The organism is Citrobacter sp. RHBSTW-00599 (genome assembly GCF_013784065.1).
Classification (GTDB): domain Bacteria; phylum Pseudomonadota; class Gammaproteobacteria; order Enterobacterales; family Enterobacteriaceae; genus Citrobacter; species Citrobacter braakii.
Window position 1 is genome coordinate 4,141,739 of sequence record NZ_CP056717.1, and the last position, 18,903, is coordinate 4,160,641.

Below are 18,903 nucleotides of genomic sequence, written 5' to 3' on the forward strand. Positions count from 1 at the left end.
TAATCAATGCTGCTCATCCAGCTGCAACGCCACATACAGCAGCAGTCGATCGTCAAAATTCCCCAGATCCAGCCCGGTCAGCTCTGAGATACGGTTCAGGCGATACTCCAGCGTATTGCGGTGAATAAACAATGCTTTTGAGGTCGCTAGCGGCTGAACGTTATGTCGAAACCATGCTGATAATGTTCGACGCAGCAAACCGTTGTTATCCATCGCTTTCAGCCTTACCAGCGGGCGCGCCAGCTCATTGGCCTGCCAGCCGCCGCGCAGGCTGTCCAGCAGCACCGGCAGCATCAAGTCCTGATAGAAATAGCTCCGGTTTTCCGGCATTCGCTGCTTGCCGACCATCATGGTGGTGCGCGCCGTACGATACGAACGGGCAATGCTGCCGGGCCCAGTAAAATAGTTGCCCAGCGACACGCGAAAACGCAGTTGTCCATTCTCTTTCATGCGGGCAATCAGTTGCTCAACGCGCTTGCGATGATCTTCAGCGTCCCAGCGGCCAAACTGATTGAGCGCTGGTTTCAGCACCACCATCTCGGTCAGAGAAACAATCGCAATCAGATTATTACGTTCGGGTGTAGTCAACGCGTTCTGCAATTGCTGTAGCTCCGCCATCGCACTATCAACGCCAAGCTGACCGCTGTCGACCTCCACTACCGCCACCACGCGCGGCTGGTTCAAATCAATGCCCAATCGCTGTGCCCATTCCATCAGCGCCGGGGTATTCTCTTCAGCCTGAATCAGGTTCATCACCAGCTCTTCACGCAGACGGCTATCCTGCGCTAACAGATGCATCAGACGCGACTGTTCCAGCATCATTTCGGCGGTCATGCACACCAGTTCGCCATACTTGCGCAGATGTTCCGGCTCGCCGGTAAGACCGATAACGCCAACGATTTCGCCTTCCAGACGCAGCGGCAGGTTTATCCCCTGACGCACACCGTGTAAATGCCGGGCTACCGCATCGTCAATATCGACCACCCGACCTTGTGAAAGCACCAGCAGCGCGCCTTCGTGCAATTCACCAATTCGTTCGCGATCGCCGCTGCCAATGATCCGCCCGCGGGCATCCATTACGTTGATATTGGTATCAATGATGCGCATGGTTCGCGCTACGATATCCTGCGCCATTTTGGTATCAAGATGCCAGCCAGCCATAAACCCCTCCTGTGAGCAGAGCTCAAGCATAGGGAAGATAATAAGCGGCGGCATTGTGCAACTGCACAAAGCGAGAGGGAGAAGTATGGAGTTGTGGGAAGTATCACAAAAAGAAACCCCTTCCTGTGCAGGAAGGGGTTGAGGGAGATTACTGCATCAACAGATAGATGGAGCTGTCACCACGCTGAATGTTCAGCGCCAGTACAGCCGGTTTGCTGTCGAGGATTTTGCGCAGTTCGGCGATATTTTTCACCGGCTGCTGGTTCGCACCGATAATCACATCCCCTTTCTTCAGGCCAATCCGTGCAGCCGGAGAATTCGCTTTCACCTCGCTGACCACGACCCCTTTGTCCTGGCCTTTGTTGCTCATATCAGCCCCTTCAATGCCTTTGAAGATAGAGCTGGAATCAACCTGAGTCTGGCTGCTCTGCTGCAGTTCCAGATTCACAGTGACCGGCTTACCGTCACGCAACAGGCCAAGGTTAATTTTGCTGCCTACCGGCATCGTACCCACCTGCGCACGCAGGGCGGCGAAGCTGCTGATCGGTTTACCGTTCAGGGAGGTAATCACATCCCCGGCTTTAATACCTGCTTTCGCTGCGGAAGAGTTCGGCATCACCTGGCTGACAAATGCGCCACGCTGAGCATCAACTTTCATCGCTTTCGCCAGCTCAGAGCTCAGCTCGGTACCCATAATACCCAGCTCACCGCGTTTAACCTGACCAAACTCAACCATCTGCGACGTCAGGTTTTTCACCATGTTGCTCGGGATTGCAAAGCCGATACCAATGTTGCCGCCGTCCGGCGCAAGGATCGCGGTGTTAATACCGATCAGCTCACCGTTCAGGTTGACCAGTGCGCCACCGGAGTTACCCCGGTTGATCGCGGCATCCGTCTGAATAAAGTTTTCGTAGTTTTCCGCGTTCAGGCCGCTACGGCCCAGCGCAGAAACAATACCGGAGGTCACGGTCTCACCGAGGCCAAACGGGTTACCAATTGCTACGGTGTAATCACCCACACGCAGCGCGTCGGAATCTGCCAGCTTAATCGCCGTCAGGTTTTTCGGATCCTGAATTTGGATCAGCGCGATATCGGAGCGCGGATCTTTACCCACAATCTTCGCATCAAATTTACGGCCATCGCTCAACTGAACCTTAATCACCGTGGCGTTATCCACCACGTGGTTGTTGGTCACGACATACCCTTTCGCGGCATCAATAATTACGCCGGAACCCAGCGCCATAAATTTCTGCTGCTGGCCGCCGCCGTTGTCAGCGCCCGGCGCGCCGCCCTGGCAGAACGGTGAACTCTGGAACGGTGAACCGTCCTGGCAGAATGGTGAATTATCACCGAAGAACTGCTGGAAATTACGCGGCATACGCGGCGTATTTACCGTCGTGCTCCCCTCGACGTTAATACTTACCACCGATGGCATCACTTTTTCGAGCATCGGGGCCAGGCTTGGCATCTGTTGGGCGGTCATTGCTGAAGACGACGTCTCAGCCGCTGTGGCAGACAGGGGGGACAACGCCAAACCTAAACTCAGAGCCAGTGCACTCATTGCTAATGTGGTTTTTTTCATGTGTTTCGTTCTCGATTAACAGGTAACGCAAAATTGCTGTATACGTCAGAGTCGTTTTATAGCGCTAAGTTCCAGAATTGAGTTTAAGGAAAAAGTAAAATTTTATTGGCCGTCTTTACAAATGAGTATTTATTGCTCTACGGCCATCAAGCGACGATATTCATCCCAGGCATACAGATCGGTCATCCCGCTGATATAATCCTGAATCAGCCGGCAGCGATAATAATATTCCATTACCGAAAACTCAGCGCAACCCGTTGATATTTTACTAACCGCCTCGACATAAGCAAGACGATGTCGAGTAGACAACTTCTGAAATAATCGTGATTCGATAGGAAAACGTTTAACTCTTTCATTGTCGACCAGCTCAGTAAAATCTGACTGGGACATTTTTAATAAAGGCTGATAGATCTCCAGCAACCCGCTGATCACCCGATACCCCTGCAATTCCAACTGCTCAACGTCCGGATGACTAAATACGTGTTTTACCGCCACATTTTTATAGACCCCCAGCAACTGACTAAAGCTACTGGCATCTTCTAACAGCGCGTGATTAAAGCTGCCGTCAAAAACCTGCGGTAAATTATCAATAAACCGCTGGGCTGCATACGGCACCAGTTTATTCAGCGTATTGACGCGTAAATACATAAAGAACTGATCTTCCGTGCTCCGGCTTAATGTATTTGAACGTGATTTCTCCCAGGCATTCTCAACAACCTGACTAAACAGGGAACCTTTTTCGTGATGCCCCCACGCCTCATGCAGATGGTGATAAAGTTGTTCGACGCTAAAGATTCTTTTCTCAACGGCATCTTCCAGGTCGGCCACGCAATAAGAGATATCATCGGCAGCTTCCATTATCCAGGTTAATGGAAAGCGACTGTAGGGCGCTAATGATAATTCTTTACGTAACCGTTCAATATAGGGTTCTTCAGAAAGGTAATAGCCCGGTTTCTTCATTAAATAGTTATGCGTCGTAGGCGTACTTCCACGCCACCACGCCGGACGGGTATATTTTAAAATACCACCAACCTGAGCCCAGGTAAGATTCATACGCATCAAAGTATGCACCAGACGAATCCCTTGGGCATTACCTTCAAAATGGCACAGGTCCTGGCGCACCTTACGGCGAATATCATTCAGCGACTCTTCGCCTTCGCGCAAACGTAACGCCGCCACCAGGCAGCGGTCGTCGCTGAGGGGCTGACTTTCCGCGTCGGCGGGATACAGCCGCCGGCGGAACCAGTCATTAATCGCCGCTTCACCAAAATGACCAAACGGCGGATTGCCAATGTCATGCATCAGGCACGACATTTCGACAATACTCTCAAACGGTCCCGTCAGTTCATCCAGACCATACTGCTCCAGCAGTTTTAGTTCTTTCAGCCGGCTGAGGATCTCTTTAGCGATATAGCGCCCAACTTGCTGAACTTCCATCGAGTGCGTCAGGCGCGTGCGCACCGCCGCGTTACGCTCCAGCGGAAAGACCTGGGTTTTTTGTTGCAGTCGGCGAATAGCCGGAGAATTGATAATACGTCCACGATCGCTTTCGAAAATACGCAGGATCTCATGCTCCGTCTTCACGCCCTGCGGCGAACGGTAACGACGATGCCAGTTTATTTTTTTTCGGAAATCGATCTGTACCATATCCTCTCCCGCCTGAGAAATGCGCTACCCCTTAAGCGCATGATAGACTATGCCCTCAAATCTGGCTTATCGCGAGTAAATCTATGAAAATCGGCATCATTGGTGCAATGGAAGAAGAAGTTACGCTGCTGCGTGACAAAATCGAAAACCGTCAGACCCTCTCTCTCGGCGGTTGTGAAATTTACACCGGCCAACTGAACGGTACAGAGGTTGCGCTACTGAAATCAGGTATCGGTAAAGTGGCGGCGGCGCTGGGCGCTACGCTGCTGCTTGAACGCTGCAAGCCGGATGCCATCATTAACACTGGTTCCGCGGGCGGCCTGGCCTCTACGCTGAAAGTCGGCGATATTGTGGTTTCTGACGAAGCGCGCTATCACGATGCCGACGTTACCGCCTTTGGCTATGAATTTGGTCAGTTACCGGGCTGCCCGGCTGGTTTTAAAGCCGATCCTGCGCTGATTGCTGCAGCAGAATCCTGCATTGCGCAACTCAATCTGAACGCCGTTCGCGGACTTATCGTCAGCGGCGATGCCTTCATTAATGGCTCCGTGGGTCTGGCTAAAATTAAGCATAACTTCCCGCAGGCCATTGCCGTTGAGATGGAAGCGACCGCGATTGCGCACGTTTGCCATAACTTCAATGTGCCGTTTGTCGTGGTTCGCGCCATCTCTGACGTCGCCGATCAGCAGTCCCATCTCAGCTTTGACGAGTTCCTGGTTGTTGCCGCGAAACAGTCAAGCCTGATGGTTGAAACGCTGGTACAGAAACTGGCGCATGGCTAAATTACTCTCCAGGGCGCTGGTCGCCCTGCTATTCACTCTTCCGGCGTTCCTGTACGCCGCACCGCGTGTTGTGACGCTTTCTCCTGCCAATACCGAACTCGCCTTTGCCGCCGGCATTACACCCGTAGGCGTCAGTAGCTACTCAAACTACCCGCCAGCGGCCAAAAATATCGAGGAGGTTTCCACCTGGCAAGGTATGAACCTTGAACGCATTGTGGCGCTTAAACCGGATTTAGTCGTCGCCTGGCGCGGGGGAAATGCTGAGCGGCAGGTGAATCAGCTGACCGCCCTGGGAATTAAGGTCATCTGGGTGGACGCCGTTACCATCGAGCAGGTCGCCGATGCGCTCCGCCAGCTGGCAGCGTGGAGCCCAAAGCCTGAGCAGGCCAAACAGGCGGCGCAAACCATGCTTGATGACTATGCTTTACTAAAATCTCGGTATGCCAACAAACCGAAAAAACGCGTGTTTCTCCAGTTTGGCGCAAATCCTCTGTTTACCAGTGGAAAAGGCTCCATTCAGCACGAAGTTCTTGAGGTATGCGGTGGAGAAAACATCTTTGCCGGCAGTCGGGTCCCCTGGCCACAGGTTAGCCGTGAGCAGGTCCTGGCACGAGCGCCCCAGGCTATTGTTGCAACCGGAGGGCCAGGCGAAACTCTGAAAATTGAACAATACTGGGGAAACCAGCTAAAAATACCCATTATTACACTTAATAGTGACTGGTTCGAACGCGCGAGCCCGCGTATTATCCTCGCCGCAAAACAACTCTGTAATGCGCTTTCACAGATAAATTAGCGCCTGCCCCCACCAGGTCTGTTGTGAGGATTTAAAAATGCTCGTCTATTGGCTGGATATTGTCGGCACCGCGGTATTTGCTATCTCTGGCGTCTTACTGGCCGGAAAATTGCGTATGGACCCGTTTGGCGTCCTGGTCCTCGGGGTGGTTACCGCCGTTGGCGGCGGAACGATCCGCGATATGGCGCTGGATCATGGGCCGGTATTTTGGGTTAAGGATCCCACCGATCTGGTGGTGGCCATGATCACCAGCATGCTGACAATCCTGCTGATACGTCAGCCACGACGTTTACCGAAGTGGATCCTTCCAGTGCTGGATGCCGTTGGCCTGGCGGTGTTCGTGGGGATTGGCGTCAATAAAGCATTTCTCGCCGGGACGGGCCCCCTGGTGGCGATCTGTATGGGAGTGATTACCGGCGTCGGCGGCGGGATCATTCGCGACGTGTTAGCTCGTGAAGTCCCGATGATTCTGCGCACCGAAATCTACGCCACGGCATGTATTATCGGCGGGATCGTGCATGCGACAGCGTTTTATACCTTTAATGTATCGCTGGAAAACGCCAGTATGATGGGGATGATCGTCACCCTGCTGATTAGGCTTGCCGCCATTCGCTGGCATTTGAAATTGCCGACGTTTGCACTGGATGATAACGGGCGCTGATGTGATGATGCAGAACATGTAGGCCGGATAAGGCGTTTACGCCGCCAACCGGCACATTGCCCGGTGGCGCTACGCTTACCGGGCCTACACCATCAGACCATCGGTATTACAGGCAGCAATCAGATGCTGAAAGAAGAACCACACCCGCAGGTGCTTTTCGCATTGGGGTTAGTCACAACGAAGCGGGAACCTTCCAGACCTTCGGTATAGTCAACCGCGCCGCCCACCAGATATTGCAGGCTCATCGGATCAACCACCAGACCCACACCTTGTTTCTCAATGGTCATATCACCATCGTTCACCTGATCATCAAAGGTGAAACCGTACTGGAAACCGCTGCAACCACCGCCGGTGATATACACGCGTAATTTCAGATTCGGGTTATCTTCGTCAGCGATCAGGCTTTTTACTTTATTGGCTGCTGCTTCAGTAAATTGCAGTGGCAGCGCTACGTCATCACTCATATTTTGCTCCAAACGACATTGGCAATTGGGCAAATTATAACCCAATGGTTAAGGCCATTATCTAATACCCTGGTATTTCGTTCAAGTATTCTCGCCAGCGGCGGTACTCTGGCTTTTTGCCGCTTGCTCCGCTTCCTGTTTTGCCAGCGTGCGGGCAAGGATAGTCGAGTATAGCGGCTTTCCACCCATAAATTGGGCTAATAGTGTTGCGCCAAGACAGGTAATAATCATTGGCAAAATGAGCTGATAGTTATCGGTCATCTCCAGCACCAGTACAATACCGGTTAGCGGTGCACGTACCGAAGCCGCCAGCAAAGCCCCCATTCCGGCAATGGCAAAAGTTCCGGCCTCCAGATGATACTGTGGAAAAGAGGCCGCCGCGGCCATACCGAACGCAGTGCCAAGTAATGTGCCCAACGCCAGCATCGGGGCAAAAATCCCACCGGGCGCGCCGGACGAGAAGCACAACAGCGTGGTGATCACCCGGGTAATAAATATAAACAGCAGTAAACCGACGCTAAAATTACCCGCCGCGGCGATAGGAATCAGGTTAAACCCGCCGCCTGCCGCTTCCGGTTTAATTAATCCCAGGATCCCGCACAGGCCACCAATCGCGCCACCCATCAGCACCCATTTTTTAATTTCACCGCCGTGGAAGCGCTGGAACATATCCTGGGTACGCAACACCATGGTGTTGAACAACGGCCCGACACAGCCAAAAATAAGCCCCAGCACAAGATACAGCCACAGCGTATTTACCGGCGCATTAGACAGCTTCCCGACTTCAATAATCGGTGCTTCACCGTTGAACACACGAAACACGATGCTCGACATAATAACGCCGGTAAACACGGCTTTGATCGAGACGAGGTTATAGCGAAACTGCGGGCGCATCTCTTCAATAATGAACAGGATCCCCGCCAGAGGCGCATTAAACGCCGCCGACAAACCCGCAGCCGCACCGGTGGCCAGCAGGGTATGTCGCGCTTCAGCGCTGCGCATGCGGAAAATATCCAGCACCATGCGCCCAATGTTCCCGCCTATCTGTACGGTCGGCCCTTCTCGCCCGAGCACCATACCGGCTCCCAGCGTGCCCATGCCGCCAATAAATTTCACCGGCAGAACGCGCCACCAGCGCACAGGTCGTAGCTCTTCCAGCGCGCCTTCAATCTCAGGGATCCCCGAGCCTCCCGCTTCCGGCGCAAATTTACGAACCAGAAAATAGCCGACCATCGCCAGCAATGCAGAGAGAATAAACGCCAGCGGCCAAAGCAGAATGGCATGGTCCGCAACCTGGGCCAGGGCGCCAATGCGCTGATTTTGCACCCAGGTCACCGCTTTCTCAAATGCCACGCCAACAAGCCCCGTCACGGTACCGACAACGGCGGCCATCAACAGGATCGCCAGCGGCGTTTTATCGCGTTCCAGGAGTCGACGGATTTGATCCCTGCGGCGTAAACGCACAATTTGTTGTGCTTCAAAAGAGGGAGAGTCAGTCTTCATCAGATGATCATTAATTGGTAATACAAATACGGAATCGGCATTCTACTCGCACATTTCACGAAAATCCCCTGCAAATCGCATTGTTTCAAATGCGTAAAACTTTCATAACCTTCTCTGAATAACTAGAATAGCGGGCATTTACTTTTTCTACGAACCAGGACCCCATCCATGAGTAAGTCTGAAAATCTCTACAGCGCAGCACGCGAACTTATCCCTGGCGGCGTTAACTCCCCCGTTCGCGCCTTTACTGGCGTGGGTGGTACTCCGCTGTTTATCGAAAAAGCGGACGGCGCGTATCTGTACGATGTCGATGGTAAAGCCTATGTCGATTACGTCGGTTCCTGGGGACCGATGGTACTGGGCCATAACCACCCGGCAATTCGCAATGCGGTGATTGAAGCCGCGGAGCGCGGTTTAAGCTTCGGCGCGCCGACCGAGATGGAAGTGAAAATGGCGGAGCTGGTCACTGAACTTGTGCCGACCATGGATATGGTGCGTATGGTGAACTCCGGTACGGAAGCGACGATGAGCGCAATCCGTCTGGCGCGCGGTTTCACCGGTCGCGATAAGATCATCAAATTTGAAGGCTGCTATCACGGTCATGCCGACTGCCTGCTGGTTAAAGCTGGTTCCGGCGCGTTAACGCTGGGTCAGCCAAACTCCCCGGGCGTTCCAGCCGATTTCGCGAAACACACCCTGACCTGCACCTACAACGATCTCTCTTCAGTTCGTGCGGCATTTGAACAGTATCCGCAGGAGATCGCCTGCATTATCGTTGAGCCGGTCGCAGGCAACATGAACTGCATCCCGCCGCTGCCAGAATTCCTGCCGGGCCTGCGTGCCCTGTGTGATGAGTTTGGCGCACTGTTGATCATCGATGAAGTCATGACCGGTTTCCGCGTGGCGCTAGCCGGTGCGCAGGATTATTACGGCGTCGTTCCGGATCTGACCTGCCTTGGCAAAATCATCGGTGGCGGGATGCCCGTTGGCGCATTCGGCGGTCGCCGTGATGTGATGGACGCGCTGGCGCCGACCGGTCCGGTGTATCAGGCGGGTACGCTTTCAGGTAACCCGATTGCGATGGCGGCAGGCTTTGCTTGTCTGAACGAAGTGGCCCAGCCGGGTATTCATGAAACGCTGAATGAACTGACGACGCGTCTGGCGGAAGGTCTGCTGGAAGCCGCCGAAGAGACGAATATTCCGCTGGTGGTTAACCATGTGGGCGGGATGTTCGGGATTTTCTTCACCGATGCAGAAACCGTGACCTGCTATCAGGATGTGATGGCATGCGACGTTGAACGCTTCAAGCGTTTCTTCCACATGATGCTGGATGAAGGGATTTACCTGGCGCCGTCCGCCTTCGAAGCGGGCTTTATGTCCGTCGCGCACAGTGAAGACGATATCAATAACACCATCGACGCCGCGCGCCGGGTGTTTGCGAAATTGTAAAAGATAACGCCCAGAAATAACGTAGGCCGGGTAAGGCGAAGCCGCCACCCGGCTTTTTTATTGCCGGATGGCGACGCAGCCTAAATGGAAGAGATTAACCTCAGCGACTCTGCTTACGTAGCAGATAGATAAAGTACGGCGCGCCAATAAACGTCGACAGTAATCCCGCCGGGATCTGATACGGAAACAGCACCATCCTGCCGCACCAGTCAGCAAAGACCAGCAGCACACCTCCCGCCAGCGCCGAAATCAGCATATGCGGCATCGCGCGACGAAAACCCATCATTCGGGCAATATGCGGAGCCATCAGCCCGACAAAACTCAACGGTCCAATGGTCATGGTTGCTGTCGCCGTCAGTCCCGCAGCCAACAGCAGTAACCCCACGCGTGACGGCGTGATCGCCATACCCACCGCACGCGCCGTATCGCCGCCGAGCGGTAAAATCGTCAGCCAACGACGGCACAGCGGCGTCAGCGCCAGCAGGATAACCATCACAATCCCGGTGCGCAGTACCTGTTCGCCCGTCGCGTTATAAGTTGAGCCGGAGATCCAGGTCAGCACGCCCGCCATACGCGGATCGCCGCTGGCCTGCAGCATCATCAACAACATAGTAAACGCCGTACTGAGCGCCATCCCTGCCAGCAGCATACGGTGCGGCGAAAAACCACCGCGCCCGGCGGCAATCATAATGATAAGCAAGGTGACCGCAGCCCCGAGGCTCCCTGCGGGCAGCAGCCAGCCAAAGGCATTTCCGGGGACCAGAAACAGCATTAACACCACGCCAAATGCCGCGCCGGAGCTAATGCCCAGAACTTCCGGGCTAGCCATTGGGTTTCCGGTCAGACGCTGAATAATACAGCCCGCTACCGCCAGCATAACCCCGGCAATCAACGCCGCCAGAATACGTGGCCAGCGCCAGGGCATCAGTTCATCCAGCATCGCGCCGCTGGCCCATGTCCAGCCGTGCGCATCGCGGCCAAACGACAGCACCACCACCAGAGTCAGCAGCAAAACCACCCCGCCCGCCAGCGCAAACATCAGTACATTCTGACGCTCTGCGGCGATACGGTTGCTGGCATTCATATCCGGTGCGCTCATACTTCTAAGGCGCGGCAACAACCACAGCAGCAATGGCGCGCCAATCAGCGCCGTCACCGAACCGGTGGAGACTTCCATCCATACGCGGGTCAGCCACAGAATGATTTGGTCAGAGAGCCAGAGGATCAACGCACCAATCAGCGGGGCCAGCATCAGACGCGCCAACAGACGCCGCGCGCCGAGCATTTTCGCCAGCAGCGGTGCAAAGAGGCCAATAAAGCCGATAATCCCAACCGCGTTAACCAGCAAGGCGCTGATGACAATCGCCAGCGATAAGGCCGCCAGGCGCGCCAGCGACAACGCCAGACCGAGGTTACGCGCCACGCCGTCATCCAGTCCCATCAGCGTCATTGGACGCAACAGCAGCAGAGTCAGCATCACGCCGCCCAGCAGCTGTGGCCACAGTCGCTGTACGCCGCTCCAGTCGGTTTGGGTTAGCGTGCCGCTGCTCCATAAAAACATGCTTTGCAGTTGATCGTGATGGAAGATAACCATCAACTGGTTAATCGCCCCGCAGTACAGGCTGACCACCAGTCCGGCAAGGATTAACGTCACCGGAGAAAGACGTTTGCCCCAGGCGACGCCAAACACCAGCGCCCCAACGACACAAGCACCTGCCAGCGCAGCAAATTGCGTGGTGAGCGCACCGGGAATAGCCCACAGCGTCGTGACGGTAATGCCCAACTGCGCACCGGTCGCAACGCCTAGCGTGGTTGGCTCAGCCAGTGGGTTACGCAGCACCTGCTGAAACAATACGCCGACCAGTCCCAGCCCGGCCCCGACCAACAGCGAAATCGCCAGCCTCGGCAGCAGGCTGTAGTGGAAAACCATCTGTTTAATGGCATCGATATCCGGTGACCAGATAGCCTGTTGCCATTGGCTGCGCGGTAGCGCAACGGAGAAGTTAACCCATGTGAGCCAACAGGCGGCAACAAACAGAACCGTCAGCAGGAGAATGGGGAACAGTGCGATACGTTTACTCACGCTTTGCCTCCCAGCGCATTATCCAGAATGCGGGCAAAATGCATGGCCGATAGCGTTGCGCCATAGAACCAGACGGCCGGCACGCGCTGAAAACGTCCACTGCGAACAAAGGGCATCGCCTGCCACAACGGCGTAGACATCAGTGCAGCCATCTCTTTATCGTTGCCGTGATCAAAGCACAATACATCGACATCCTGAAAAGCAGCCAGACGGTCAATACTCACGGCAGTGCTGCCCCAAAAGTTTGTCTCTCCCTGCCAGGCGTTGGGGATCCCATATTCGTCCAGCACGTCCTGAAACAGGCTGTTTGGGCCAAACACCAGCATATGCCGCGAATCAAGCAGGGAGGTGAGAAGCACAGGGCGCGCGCCGCGTTGAATGAAGCGCGGCTTCAGGCTGGCAATAAAATGATCGTACTCAGTCAGATGGCGTTCAGCAGAGTCCTGCAGATTAAACAATTGCGCCATTTCCTGCAGCGATTGTCGCGCAACGATCAGCGGTTTTTTACCGTCGCTGAAGTTAAATCCCCGACCAGGTGCAATACGCGCCAGCTTTTCCGGGGAAGGACCATAGCCTGCCGACCAGAGCAGAAACGAGGGTTTCATTTCGGTCAGCAGTTCGAGATTGGGTTCCGTGCGTAGCCCGACATCAATCACCGAGTCCGGTAGAGGTGGCTCACTGACCCACAGCTTGTAGTTAGGGATATCCGCAATGCCATACGGCGTAATACCCAGCGCCAGCAACAGCTCTACCGGCAGCCATTCCAGCGCCACAATACGCTGCGGATCAATCGCCGCGGCGGACGCCGTATTCATCCGCCACAGCAGCGGCGAGAGCGCCATCGCCGTAAGCAGACGCCGACGGGTAATATGATGTAATTCAATCATTAATAGACAAAACTCACGGGTGCGGCACCGGCCGGATGCGGCAAAATGCCCATCGGGATACCGTAAATCTGTTCCAGAGTTTCACTGCGCATCAGTTCAGCAGGCGTTCCTTGCGCAATCATTTCACCACCGCGCAGCGCAACTAAGTAATCGCAGTAGCGGGCCGCCATGTTGATATCATGCAGCACCGCAATCACCGTTAGCCCACGCTGCTGGCTTAAGCGATGCACCAGCGCCAGCACGTCAACCTGATGAGCGATATCCAGCGCGGAAGTCGGCTCATCAAGCAGCAGACAGCGGCTGTCCTGCGCCACCAGCATGGCAATCCACGCACGCTGGCGTTCTCCGCCGGACAGGCTATCCACCAGGCGGTGCGCCAGCGGTTTTAAGCCGACCAACGAAATAGCTTCTTCTACTTTCTCTCTGTCGGCAACGCCAAAACGTCCCAGCGCCCCGTGCCACGGATAGCGGCCAATCGCCACCAGTTCACGCACCGTCATCCCTTCGGCCTGCGGCAACTGCTGCGGCAGATAGGCGACCTTGCGGGCAAACGCTTTACTGCCCCAGTTCTCCAGCGGCTGTTCGTCGAGCAGGATTTCACCTTCCGACGGCGGCTGATGACGTCCCAGCATTTTCAATAACGTCGATTTTCCGGACCCGTTGTGGCCGATAAGGCCGGTTACTTTCCCTACCGGAAAAGTTAATGAGAGAGGATGCAAAAGCGTGCGGCCAGGCACACGAAAGGAGACATTACGCAACGCGAAAGTGGTGTCGGGATGGGATCTGTTTTCCTGCATAGCAGCCAACTTGTAAAACGGGCACGCAAAGCGTGCCCAAAAAGAAATTAGAAACGGAAGGTTGCGGTTGCAACGACCTGACGTTCTGCGCCCCAGAAGCAGCCATAGGTTTGGAAGCAACTAGAAACGTATTCACGATCCAGCAGGTTGGTAACGTTGACAGCAACACTAGAGCCAGCCATACCAAAACGCGCTAAATCGTATTTCACGACAGCATCCATTACAGCAGCACTTCCCACTTTAAAGGTGTTTGCAGGATCGCCATAGCTTGAACCGATAAAACGTCCACCGGTTCCCAGGGTCAGTCCCGACAGAACGCCTTCGTTAAAGGTATAGTCGCCCCAGAGTGATGCCATATTTTCAGGAACTTGTTCTACGTTGTTCCCTTTGAGATTGGTGTCCTTAGTGTACTCCGCATCAGTGTAAGTATATGAAGCAGTCACATTGATATTGGCATTCAAGGCCGCTTTAGCTTCAAATTCAAAGCCCTGAGAACGTACTTCGCCTGACGGAACTTGCAGATTCGAGTTGGTCGGATCGGTTGTCAGCGTATTCGTCTTCGTCAGATGATATGCCGCAGCCGTAATAACCACAGGCAGATCTTTCGGCACATATTTTACACCCGCTTCATACTGTTCACCCTTGGATGGCGCAAAAGCCATGCGTGGAGTGCTGTAGAGATCGAATGCGTTTGGTTCAAATGACTGGCTATAACTAACGTACGGAGAAATACCATTATCAAACAGGTAGTTTACACCGCCACGCCATGTGAACTGATGATCGTTACGCTCAATATAACCCGCTTGCGGAGTGGTTGAATTCTGACGAATCGTCGTCGCTTGCTGTGACCAGTCATAACGACCACCCAGCGTAAAGACCCACTTATCCCATTCCGCCTGATCCTGGATGTAGATACCGGTTTGTTTGGTTTCGTTCATCTGATAAGGCTCGGTAGAGTCGAAATCAAAATCTTCCAGAGGCTGTGGGTTATAAAGATCCAGAACAGGAGCTGTGCCAAATTTAGCATTGATATCATTACGCATACGCATGAAGTCAACACCTGTCAGCAACGTATGGTCCACCGTTCCTGTCGCGAAATTGCTCTGCAACTGGGTATCAACACTGAAGTTCTGCAAACGTTCATCATCGACAACCGTGCCACGACCAAGATAATGGTCGCGCTGATCGGCCGGAATTGCCTGGCAAGGCGCGTTAAACGCATTTGTTGTACAGATACCCGTACCGTACACGCTCTGCTGCGACGTTTTCATTTCAGCAAAACGTAAATTCTGCCGGACAGTGAAGGTGTCATTAAAGTCGTGTTCAAAGCTGTACCCCACCATTTTCTGATTGCGGGAATAAGTGTTATTTGAAGCACCTTCATTAAAATCAGTCGGCAAACGCTTGCCGTTAGGTAGCGGTTCAACCGTACCTTCCTTCGGCAACCAACCGTAGTAACCCGTCTCGGGTTCATTCTGGAAATAAGAAAGGAATGTAAAGTTAGTCTTGTCGTCAGGACGCCATGAGAAGGACGGAGCAACGGTATAACGCTGTGATTCAGAACCTTGCTGCTGCTCATTTGTGGAACGAGCCAGACCGGTTAAACGGTAAGAGAATTCACCGTTATCATCCAATGCATCACTAAAATCAAATCCTGTCTGGAACAGATTATTTGTTCCCATTTTAAACTGAACTTCTTTTAGCGGCTCGGTGGTTGGACGTTTGCTGACCATCGAAATAATACCGCCAGGGTTACTCTTACCGTACAACACGGAAGTTGGCCCACGCATCAACTCTACACGCTCCAGCATGTAAGGATCGATAACCGCGTCGTTATAGAAGTTCCCTTGTAGCTTCAGACCATCCAGATAGTTGTTCTGGCTTAAACCGACAGAGGTAAAACCACGGATGCTGACAAAATCGTATGTATTTGAAGCACCACGGTTACTGACCACAACCCCTGGGGTATAACCCAGCGCTTCCTTGACGGAACGAGACTGATGGATCTGCATCTCTTCGTTTGTCACTACCGAAACAGACTGTGGCGTCTTTTCGATCGGCGTGTCGGTTTTGGTAGCGGTGGCGGAACGCTTCGCGGCAATTGTCGGCGAAGGCCCCCATGCGCTTTCTTGTGCGGCAGGTGCAGCAGTTACGGTGATGGTTTCTTCTTTCGGGTCAACCGCCGCCTGTGCATAGACAGACATGCCGCTAACCGCTGTGGCTACCACTACTGCGATTTTACGCAGCGATGAACTTGGCTGAGCAGTTTTAAGACGCGCCATTGGTATTTCTCTGATGAAAGTGAATGATAACGTAAACGAGAATTATTATTATAACGGCAGCATAATATTCGAAACTCTGGCGAGATAGCAAGCAATACGCGTCCCTACTAAAACTGAGGGGTTAAGAAATAACCAGATGAAAAGAAAGGGTTAATAAATTAGGCTGGAATGTTATTCGGCCCTGAGAATGGACCAAAGAAGAAAAACCCGCCGAAGCGGGTTTTGAGCAATATCAGTTACTGCCGAACATATCCTTTATCCAGCCAGCGACACCGTCGCTATCTTTCTTTTCCTGCTGCGCCGGTTGTTGCTGCTGCTGTTGAGGCTGCTGCTGCGGCGTTGACTGATCGAACGGATTCCCGGTCGGCTGTTGCATCATTTCACCCTGCTGACACAGCGAATCAGGATCGGTAGTCCATACCGGAAGCGTACGCATCCCCCCACTACAAACGAAGTTACCGTCGTAGTCCACGCCCATATCCACCACATCTTCCGGCGGCGTCAGCACCAGCGGTGTTGGCGTCTGGTTGGCCAGATAACGCTGATAAATCGACATCGCACCGCTGGCACCGTACAGCTTGGTTGGCTGGTTGTTATCACGACCCACCCAGGTGATGGTTACCTGGCTGCCGTCGATCCCGGCAAACCAGGTATCCACGTTGTTGTTAGTGGTCCCGGTTTTCCCTGCCAGATGAAGCCCAGGATATTTCGCGCCAAGCTGGCGGCCCGTACCACGCTGAACCACCTGTTGCATGGTCCACAGCGTCATATACGCCGCCTGCGCCGGAACGGCACGCTCGGCCTGCGGGAAGCTCTGATACAGCACCGTCCCATCTTCGGCAATCACCGAACGCAGCGCCGACAGCTGCGCGCGGTTCCCGCCGCTGGCGATAGTCTGGAACGCCTGCGCCACTTCGATCGGCGTCAGGTTCAACGCCCCCAGCAGCATGGCCGGAACCGGGTTAAGCTGATCTTTCGGCGCGCCCAGCTTCAGCCAGGTATCGGTGACGGCAGGCAGGCCCAGCGCCATCCCCAGATTTACCGTTGGCACGTTCATTGAGCGCGTTAACGCATCCACCAGCATCACTTTTCCGCTTTCGCTATAGCGACGGTCATCGTTCTGCGGCGACCACACCTGGCCGTTAGGCTGACGCAGCGCAATCGGGGCATCGGCAATCCAGGTATTTAGACGATACAGCTTCGGCTGGCTGAGCGCGGTCAGATAGGTCGCTGGTTTAGCCAAAGAACCAATCGAACGACGTGCCTGCATCGCACGGTTATAACCAGCGAACTGCGGTTCTGCCCCACCAACCATGGCACGCACTTCGCCGCTAAAGCGGTCGACCACCACAATCGCGGTTTCCAGATCGCTTAGCTTACGTTGTTTCTTCAGCACCGGAATACCTTCCACCGCCGCTTTTTCTGCAGCATCCTGCGCCACGGAATCAAAGGTGGTGAAAATCTTCACGCCGGAGAGATCTTTAACTTTATCGCCCAGCTTCGCCTGTAGCTCCTGGCGCACCATCTGCATAAAGGCGGGCTGCGGTGAGATCACCCCACCACGCGGCTGTACGCCTAACGGACGCGCGCTCAGCATGTCATACAGATCCTGGTCGATAATCTGCTGCTGTTGTAGTAAACGCAGCACCAGGTTACGACGCTCCAGTGCCAGCTTCGGGTTACGCCACGGGTTATAGATTGACGCTCCTTTAACCATCCCTACCAGCAGCGCCTGCTGGTCGAGGCTCAGCTCTTCCACCGGACGGCCAAAGTAGTAGAGGCTCGCCAGCGGGAAGCCGCGGATCTCATTGTCACCGCTTTGACCGAGATAGACTTCGTTCATGTACAGCTCAAGAATGCGGTCTTTGCTGTAACGCGCATCCATGATCAGCGCCATATAGGCTTCGTTGGCTTTACGCCAATAGGAACGTTCGCTGGACAGGAACAGGTTTTTCACCAGTTGCTGGGTCAGCGTACTGGCCCCTTGTACCGTGCGCCCCGCCGTCAGGTTCGCCAGCACCGCACGGCCAATGGAATAGAGGCTGATACCGTCATGCTCATAGAAGTGACGATCTTCGGTCGCCAGCAGCGTGTCCACCAGCAGATCCGGGAATCCACTGCGCGGGACAAACAGGCGCTGCTCACCGTTAGGCGAAGAGAGCATGGTAATCAGTCGCGGATCGAGACGGAAGAAACCGAACTGGCGGTTGTTATCCATATTCTCGATGGTATCCAGATGGTCGCCATCAAAGGTCAGACGCGCGCGCACCTGCCCTTCTTTACTGTCCGGAAAATCAAACGGACGACGGATCATCTCGATGCTTTTCGCCTGCACGGTGAATTCGCCAGGGCGCGTCATCTTCGTCACCTGACGATACTGCGTAGCCTCCAGCAGTTTCACCATCTCGTTCTTGCCGATCGGCATTTCTGGCTCAAGGTTAACCATACGGCCATATACTGCCGCAGGAAGCTGCCAGACTTTACCATCTATACGGCTGCGGATTTTTTGGTCCAGATAAACGCCGTAAATGGCGATCAGCACCAAAAAAACAATCGACAGTTTTACCAGCAGCCAGAACCAGCCGCGTTTACCACGAGGCTTACGCCCTTTGCCTTTACCCTTACGCGGCATCGGTTCTTCATCCTCATAGTCATCATCATCATAATCGTCGTCATACTCTTCATCTCTGAGTTGACGACGGCTCACCTTTTGTTTCACCGGACGCGAGGGTTTCCCTTTACGTCCAATTGGCTCGCGGTCATTCCCCGCCATGCTTTTTCTCCGCAACATTCAGGCGCAAGGGCCCGATTC

At 54.1% G+C, this 18,903-nt stretch carries 14 protein-coding genes and 1 pseudogene; 4 read left to right on the forward strand and 11 right to left on the reverse strand.

Going from position 1 to position 18,903, the window contains the following annotated elements; all coding sequences use genetic code 11:
• Positions 1–3 precede the first annotated feature (3 nt).
• The 3 genes from cdaR to dgt form a co-directional block, all read right to left on the reverse strand.
• The gene (cdaR, locus tag HV243_RS20280) at positions 4–1,161 is read right to left on the reverse strand and encodes a DNA-binding transcriptional regulator CdaR (RefSeq protein WP_053389221.1); all 1,158 of its coding nucleotides are present in this window, start codon (positions 1,159–1,161) and stop codon (positions 4–6) included.
• 148 nt (positions 1,162–1,309) lie between these two features.
• Positions 1,310–2,743, reverse strand: a complete 1,434-nt coding sequence (degP, locus tag HV243_RS20285; RefSeq protein WP_016151754.1) for a serine endoprotease DegP — start codon at positions 2,741–2,743, stop codon at positions 1,310–1,312.
• Positions 2,744–2,872: 129 nt separating this feature from the next.
• Entirely contained in the window at positions 2,873–4,390 is a 1,518-nt protein-coding gene (gene dgt, locus HV243_RS20290) for a dGTPase (RefSeq protein WP_181603869.1), read from the reverse strand.
• A gap of 83 nt (positions 4,391–4,473) precedes the next feature.
• Between dgt and mtnN the strand changes: the two genes are divergently transcribed.
• The 3 genes from mtnN to HV243_RS20305 are packed head-to-tail and all read left to right on the forward strand — an operon-like array spanning position 4,474 to position 6,626.
• Positions 4,474–5,172, forward strand: coding sequence for a 5'-methylthioadenosine/S-adenosylhomocysteine nucleosidase (gene mtnN, locus HV243_RS20295; RefSeq protein ID WP_016151752.1), 699 nt, complete (start codon positions 4,474–4,476; stop codon positions 5,170–5,172).
• Positions 5,165–5,965 carry a vitamin B12 ABC transporter substrate-binding protein BtuF gene (btuF, locus tag HV243_RS20300; protein ID WP_016155723.1) on the forward strand — a complete coding sequence of 267 codons (801 nt, stop codon included), beginning with the start codon at positions 5,165–5,167 and terminating at the stop codon, positions 5,963–5,965. The genes mtnN and btuF overlap by 8 nt, the downstream gene beginning before the upstream one ends.
• 37 nt (positions 5,966–6,002) lie before the next feature.
• Entirely contained in the window at positions 6,003–6,626 is a 624-nt protein-coding gene (locus HV243_RS20305; RefSeq protein ID WP_046275349.1) for a TRIC cation channel family protein, read from the forward strand.
• 119 nt (positions 6,627–6,745) lie between these two features.
• Here the strand turns inward: HV243_RS20305 and erpA are convergent, their stop codons facing one another.
• The 3 genes and pseudogenes from erpA to clcA form a co-directional block, all read right to left on the reverse strand.
• Positions 6,746–7,090 (reverse strand): iron-sulfur cluster insertion protein ErpA, encoded by a 345-nt coding sequence (gene erpA, locus HV243_RS20310; RefSeq protein WP_003018581.1) that lies wholly within the window; start codon positions 7,088–7,090, stop codon positions 6,746–6,748.
• Positions 7,083–7,148 (reverse strand): annotated as a pseudogene (gene yadW / locus HV243_RS25415) (small protein YadW). Before yadW ends, erpA begins: the two are co-directional and overlap by 8 nt.
• Before the next feature lie 23 nt (positions 7,149–7,171).
• Entirely contained in the window at positions 7,172–8,593 is a 1,422-nt protein-coding gene (gene clcA / locus HV243_RS20315) for a H(+)/Cl(-) exchange transporter ClcA (RefSeq protein WP_019078400.1), read from the reverse strand.
• A gap of 168 nt (positions 8,594–8,761) precedes the next feature.
• Here clcA and hemL point away from each other — a divergent pair, with 168 nt between their 5' ends.
• The gene (gene hemL / locus HV243_RS20320) at positions 8,762–10,042 is read left to right on the forward strand and encodes a glutamate-1-semialdehyde 2,1-aminomutase (protein WP_016155721.1); all 1,281 of its coding nucleotides are present in this window, start codon (positions 8,762–8,764) and stop codon (positions 10,040–10,042) included.
• Between the two features lie 100 nt (positions 10,043–10,142).
• On the opposite strand, the gene fhuB is transcribed toward hemL, so the two are convergent.
• The 5 genes from fhuB to mrcB all read right to left on the reverse strand — a co-directional run bounded on the left by fhuB (position 10,143) and on the right by mrcB (position 18,864).
• Positions 10,143–12,125, reverse strand: a complete 1,983-nt coding sequence (gene fhuB / locus HV243_RS20325; protein WP_053389222.1) for a Fe(3+)-hydroxamate ABC transporter permease FhuB — start codon at positions 12,123–12,125, stop codon at positions 10,143–10,145.
• The gene (gene fhuD / locus HV243_RS20330) at positions 12,122–13,012 is read right to left on the reverse strand and encodes a Fe(3+)-hydroxamate ABC transporter substrate-binding protein FhuD (protein WP_053389223.1); all 891 of its coding nucleotides are present in this window, start codon (positions 13,010–13,012) and stop codon (positions 12,122–12,124) included. Before fhuD ends, fhuB begins: the two co-directional genes overlap by 4 nt.
• A complete protein-coding gene (gene fhuC / locus HV243_RS20335; protein WP_053389224.1) occupies positions 13,012–13,809 on the reverse strand; it encodes a Fe3+-hydroxamate ABC transporter ATP-binding protein FhuC in 798 nt (265 codons plus the stop codon). Before fhuC ends, fhuD begins: the two co-directional genes overlap by 1 nt.
• A 47-nt stretch (positions 13,810–13,856) precedes the next feature.
• The gene (fhuA, locus tag HV243_RS20340; protein ID WP_016155718.1) at positions 13,857–16,091 is read right to left on the reverse strand and encodes a ferrichrome porin FhuA; all 2,235 of its coding nucleotides are present in this window, start codon (positions 16,089–16,091) and stop codon (positions 13,857–13,859) included.
• A 232-nt stretch (positions 16,092–16,323) separates the two neighbouring features.
• Positions 16,324–18,864 carry a bifunctional glycosyl transferase/transpeptidase gene (gene mrcB, locus HV243_RS20345; RefSeq protein WP_053389225.1) on the reverse strand — a complete coding sequence of 847 codons (2,541 nt, stop codon included), beginning with the start codon at positions 18,862–18,864 and terminating at the stop codon, positions 16,324–16,326.
• Positions 18,865–18,903 lie beyond the last annotated feature (39 nt).

Excerpts from the sequence above, each read along its gene's own strand:
- dgt (WP_181603869.1), bottom strand. The coding sequence starts at position 4,390 with ATGGTACAGATCGATTTCCGAAAAAAAATAAACTGGCATCGTCGTTAC.
- HV243_RS20305 (WP_046275349.1), top strand. The coding sequence starts at position 6,003 with ATGCTCGTCTATTGGCTGGATATTGTCGGCACCGCGGTATTTGCTATC.
- degP (WP_016151754.1), bottom strand. The coding sequence starts at position 2,743 with ATGAAAAAAACCACATTAGCAATGAGTGCACTGGCTCTGAGTTTAGGT.
- btuF (WP_016155723.1), top strand. The coding sequence starts at position 5,165 with ATGGCTAAATTACTCTCCAGGGCGCTGGTCGCCCTGCTATTCACTCTT.
- cdaR (WP_053389221.1), bottom strand. The coding sequence starts at position 1,161 with ATGGCTGGCTGGCATCTTGATACCAAAATGGCGCAGGATATCGTAGCG.
- hemL (WP_016155721.1), top strand. The coding sequence starts at position 8,762 with ATGAGTAAGTCTGAAAATCTCTACAGCGCAGCACGCGAACTTATCCCT.
- fhuA (WP_016155718.1), bottom strand. The coding sequence starts at position 16,091 with ATGGCGCGTCTTAAAACTGCTCAGCCAAGTTCATCGCTGCGTAAAATC.
- fhuC (WP_053389224.1), bottom strand. The coding sequence starts at position 13,809 with ATGCAGGAAAACAGATCCCATCCCGACACCACTTTCGCGTTGCGTAAT.
- mtnN (WP_016151752.1), top strand. The coding sequence starts at position 4,474 with ATGAAAATCGGCATCATTGGTGCAATGGAAGAAGAAGTTACGCTGCTG.
- mrcB (WP_053389225.1), bottom strand. The coding sequence starts at position 18,864 with ATGGCGGGGAATGACCGCGAGCCAATTGGACGTAAAGGGAAACCCTCG.
- erpA (WP_003018581.1), bottom strand. The coding sequence starts at position 7,090 with ATGAGTGATGACGTAGCGCTGCCACTGCAATTTACTGAAGCAGCAGCC.
- fhuD (WP_053389223.1), bottom strand. The coding sequence starts at position 13,012 with ATGATTGAATTACATCATATTACCCGTCGGCGTCTGCTTACGGCGATG.
- clcA (WP_019078400.1), bottom strand. The coding sequence starts at position 8,593 with ATGAAGACTGACTCTCCCTCTTTTGAAGCACAACAAATTGTGCGTTTA.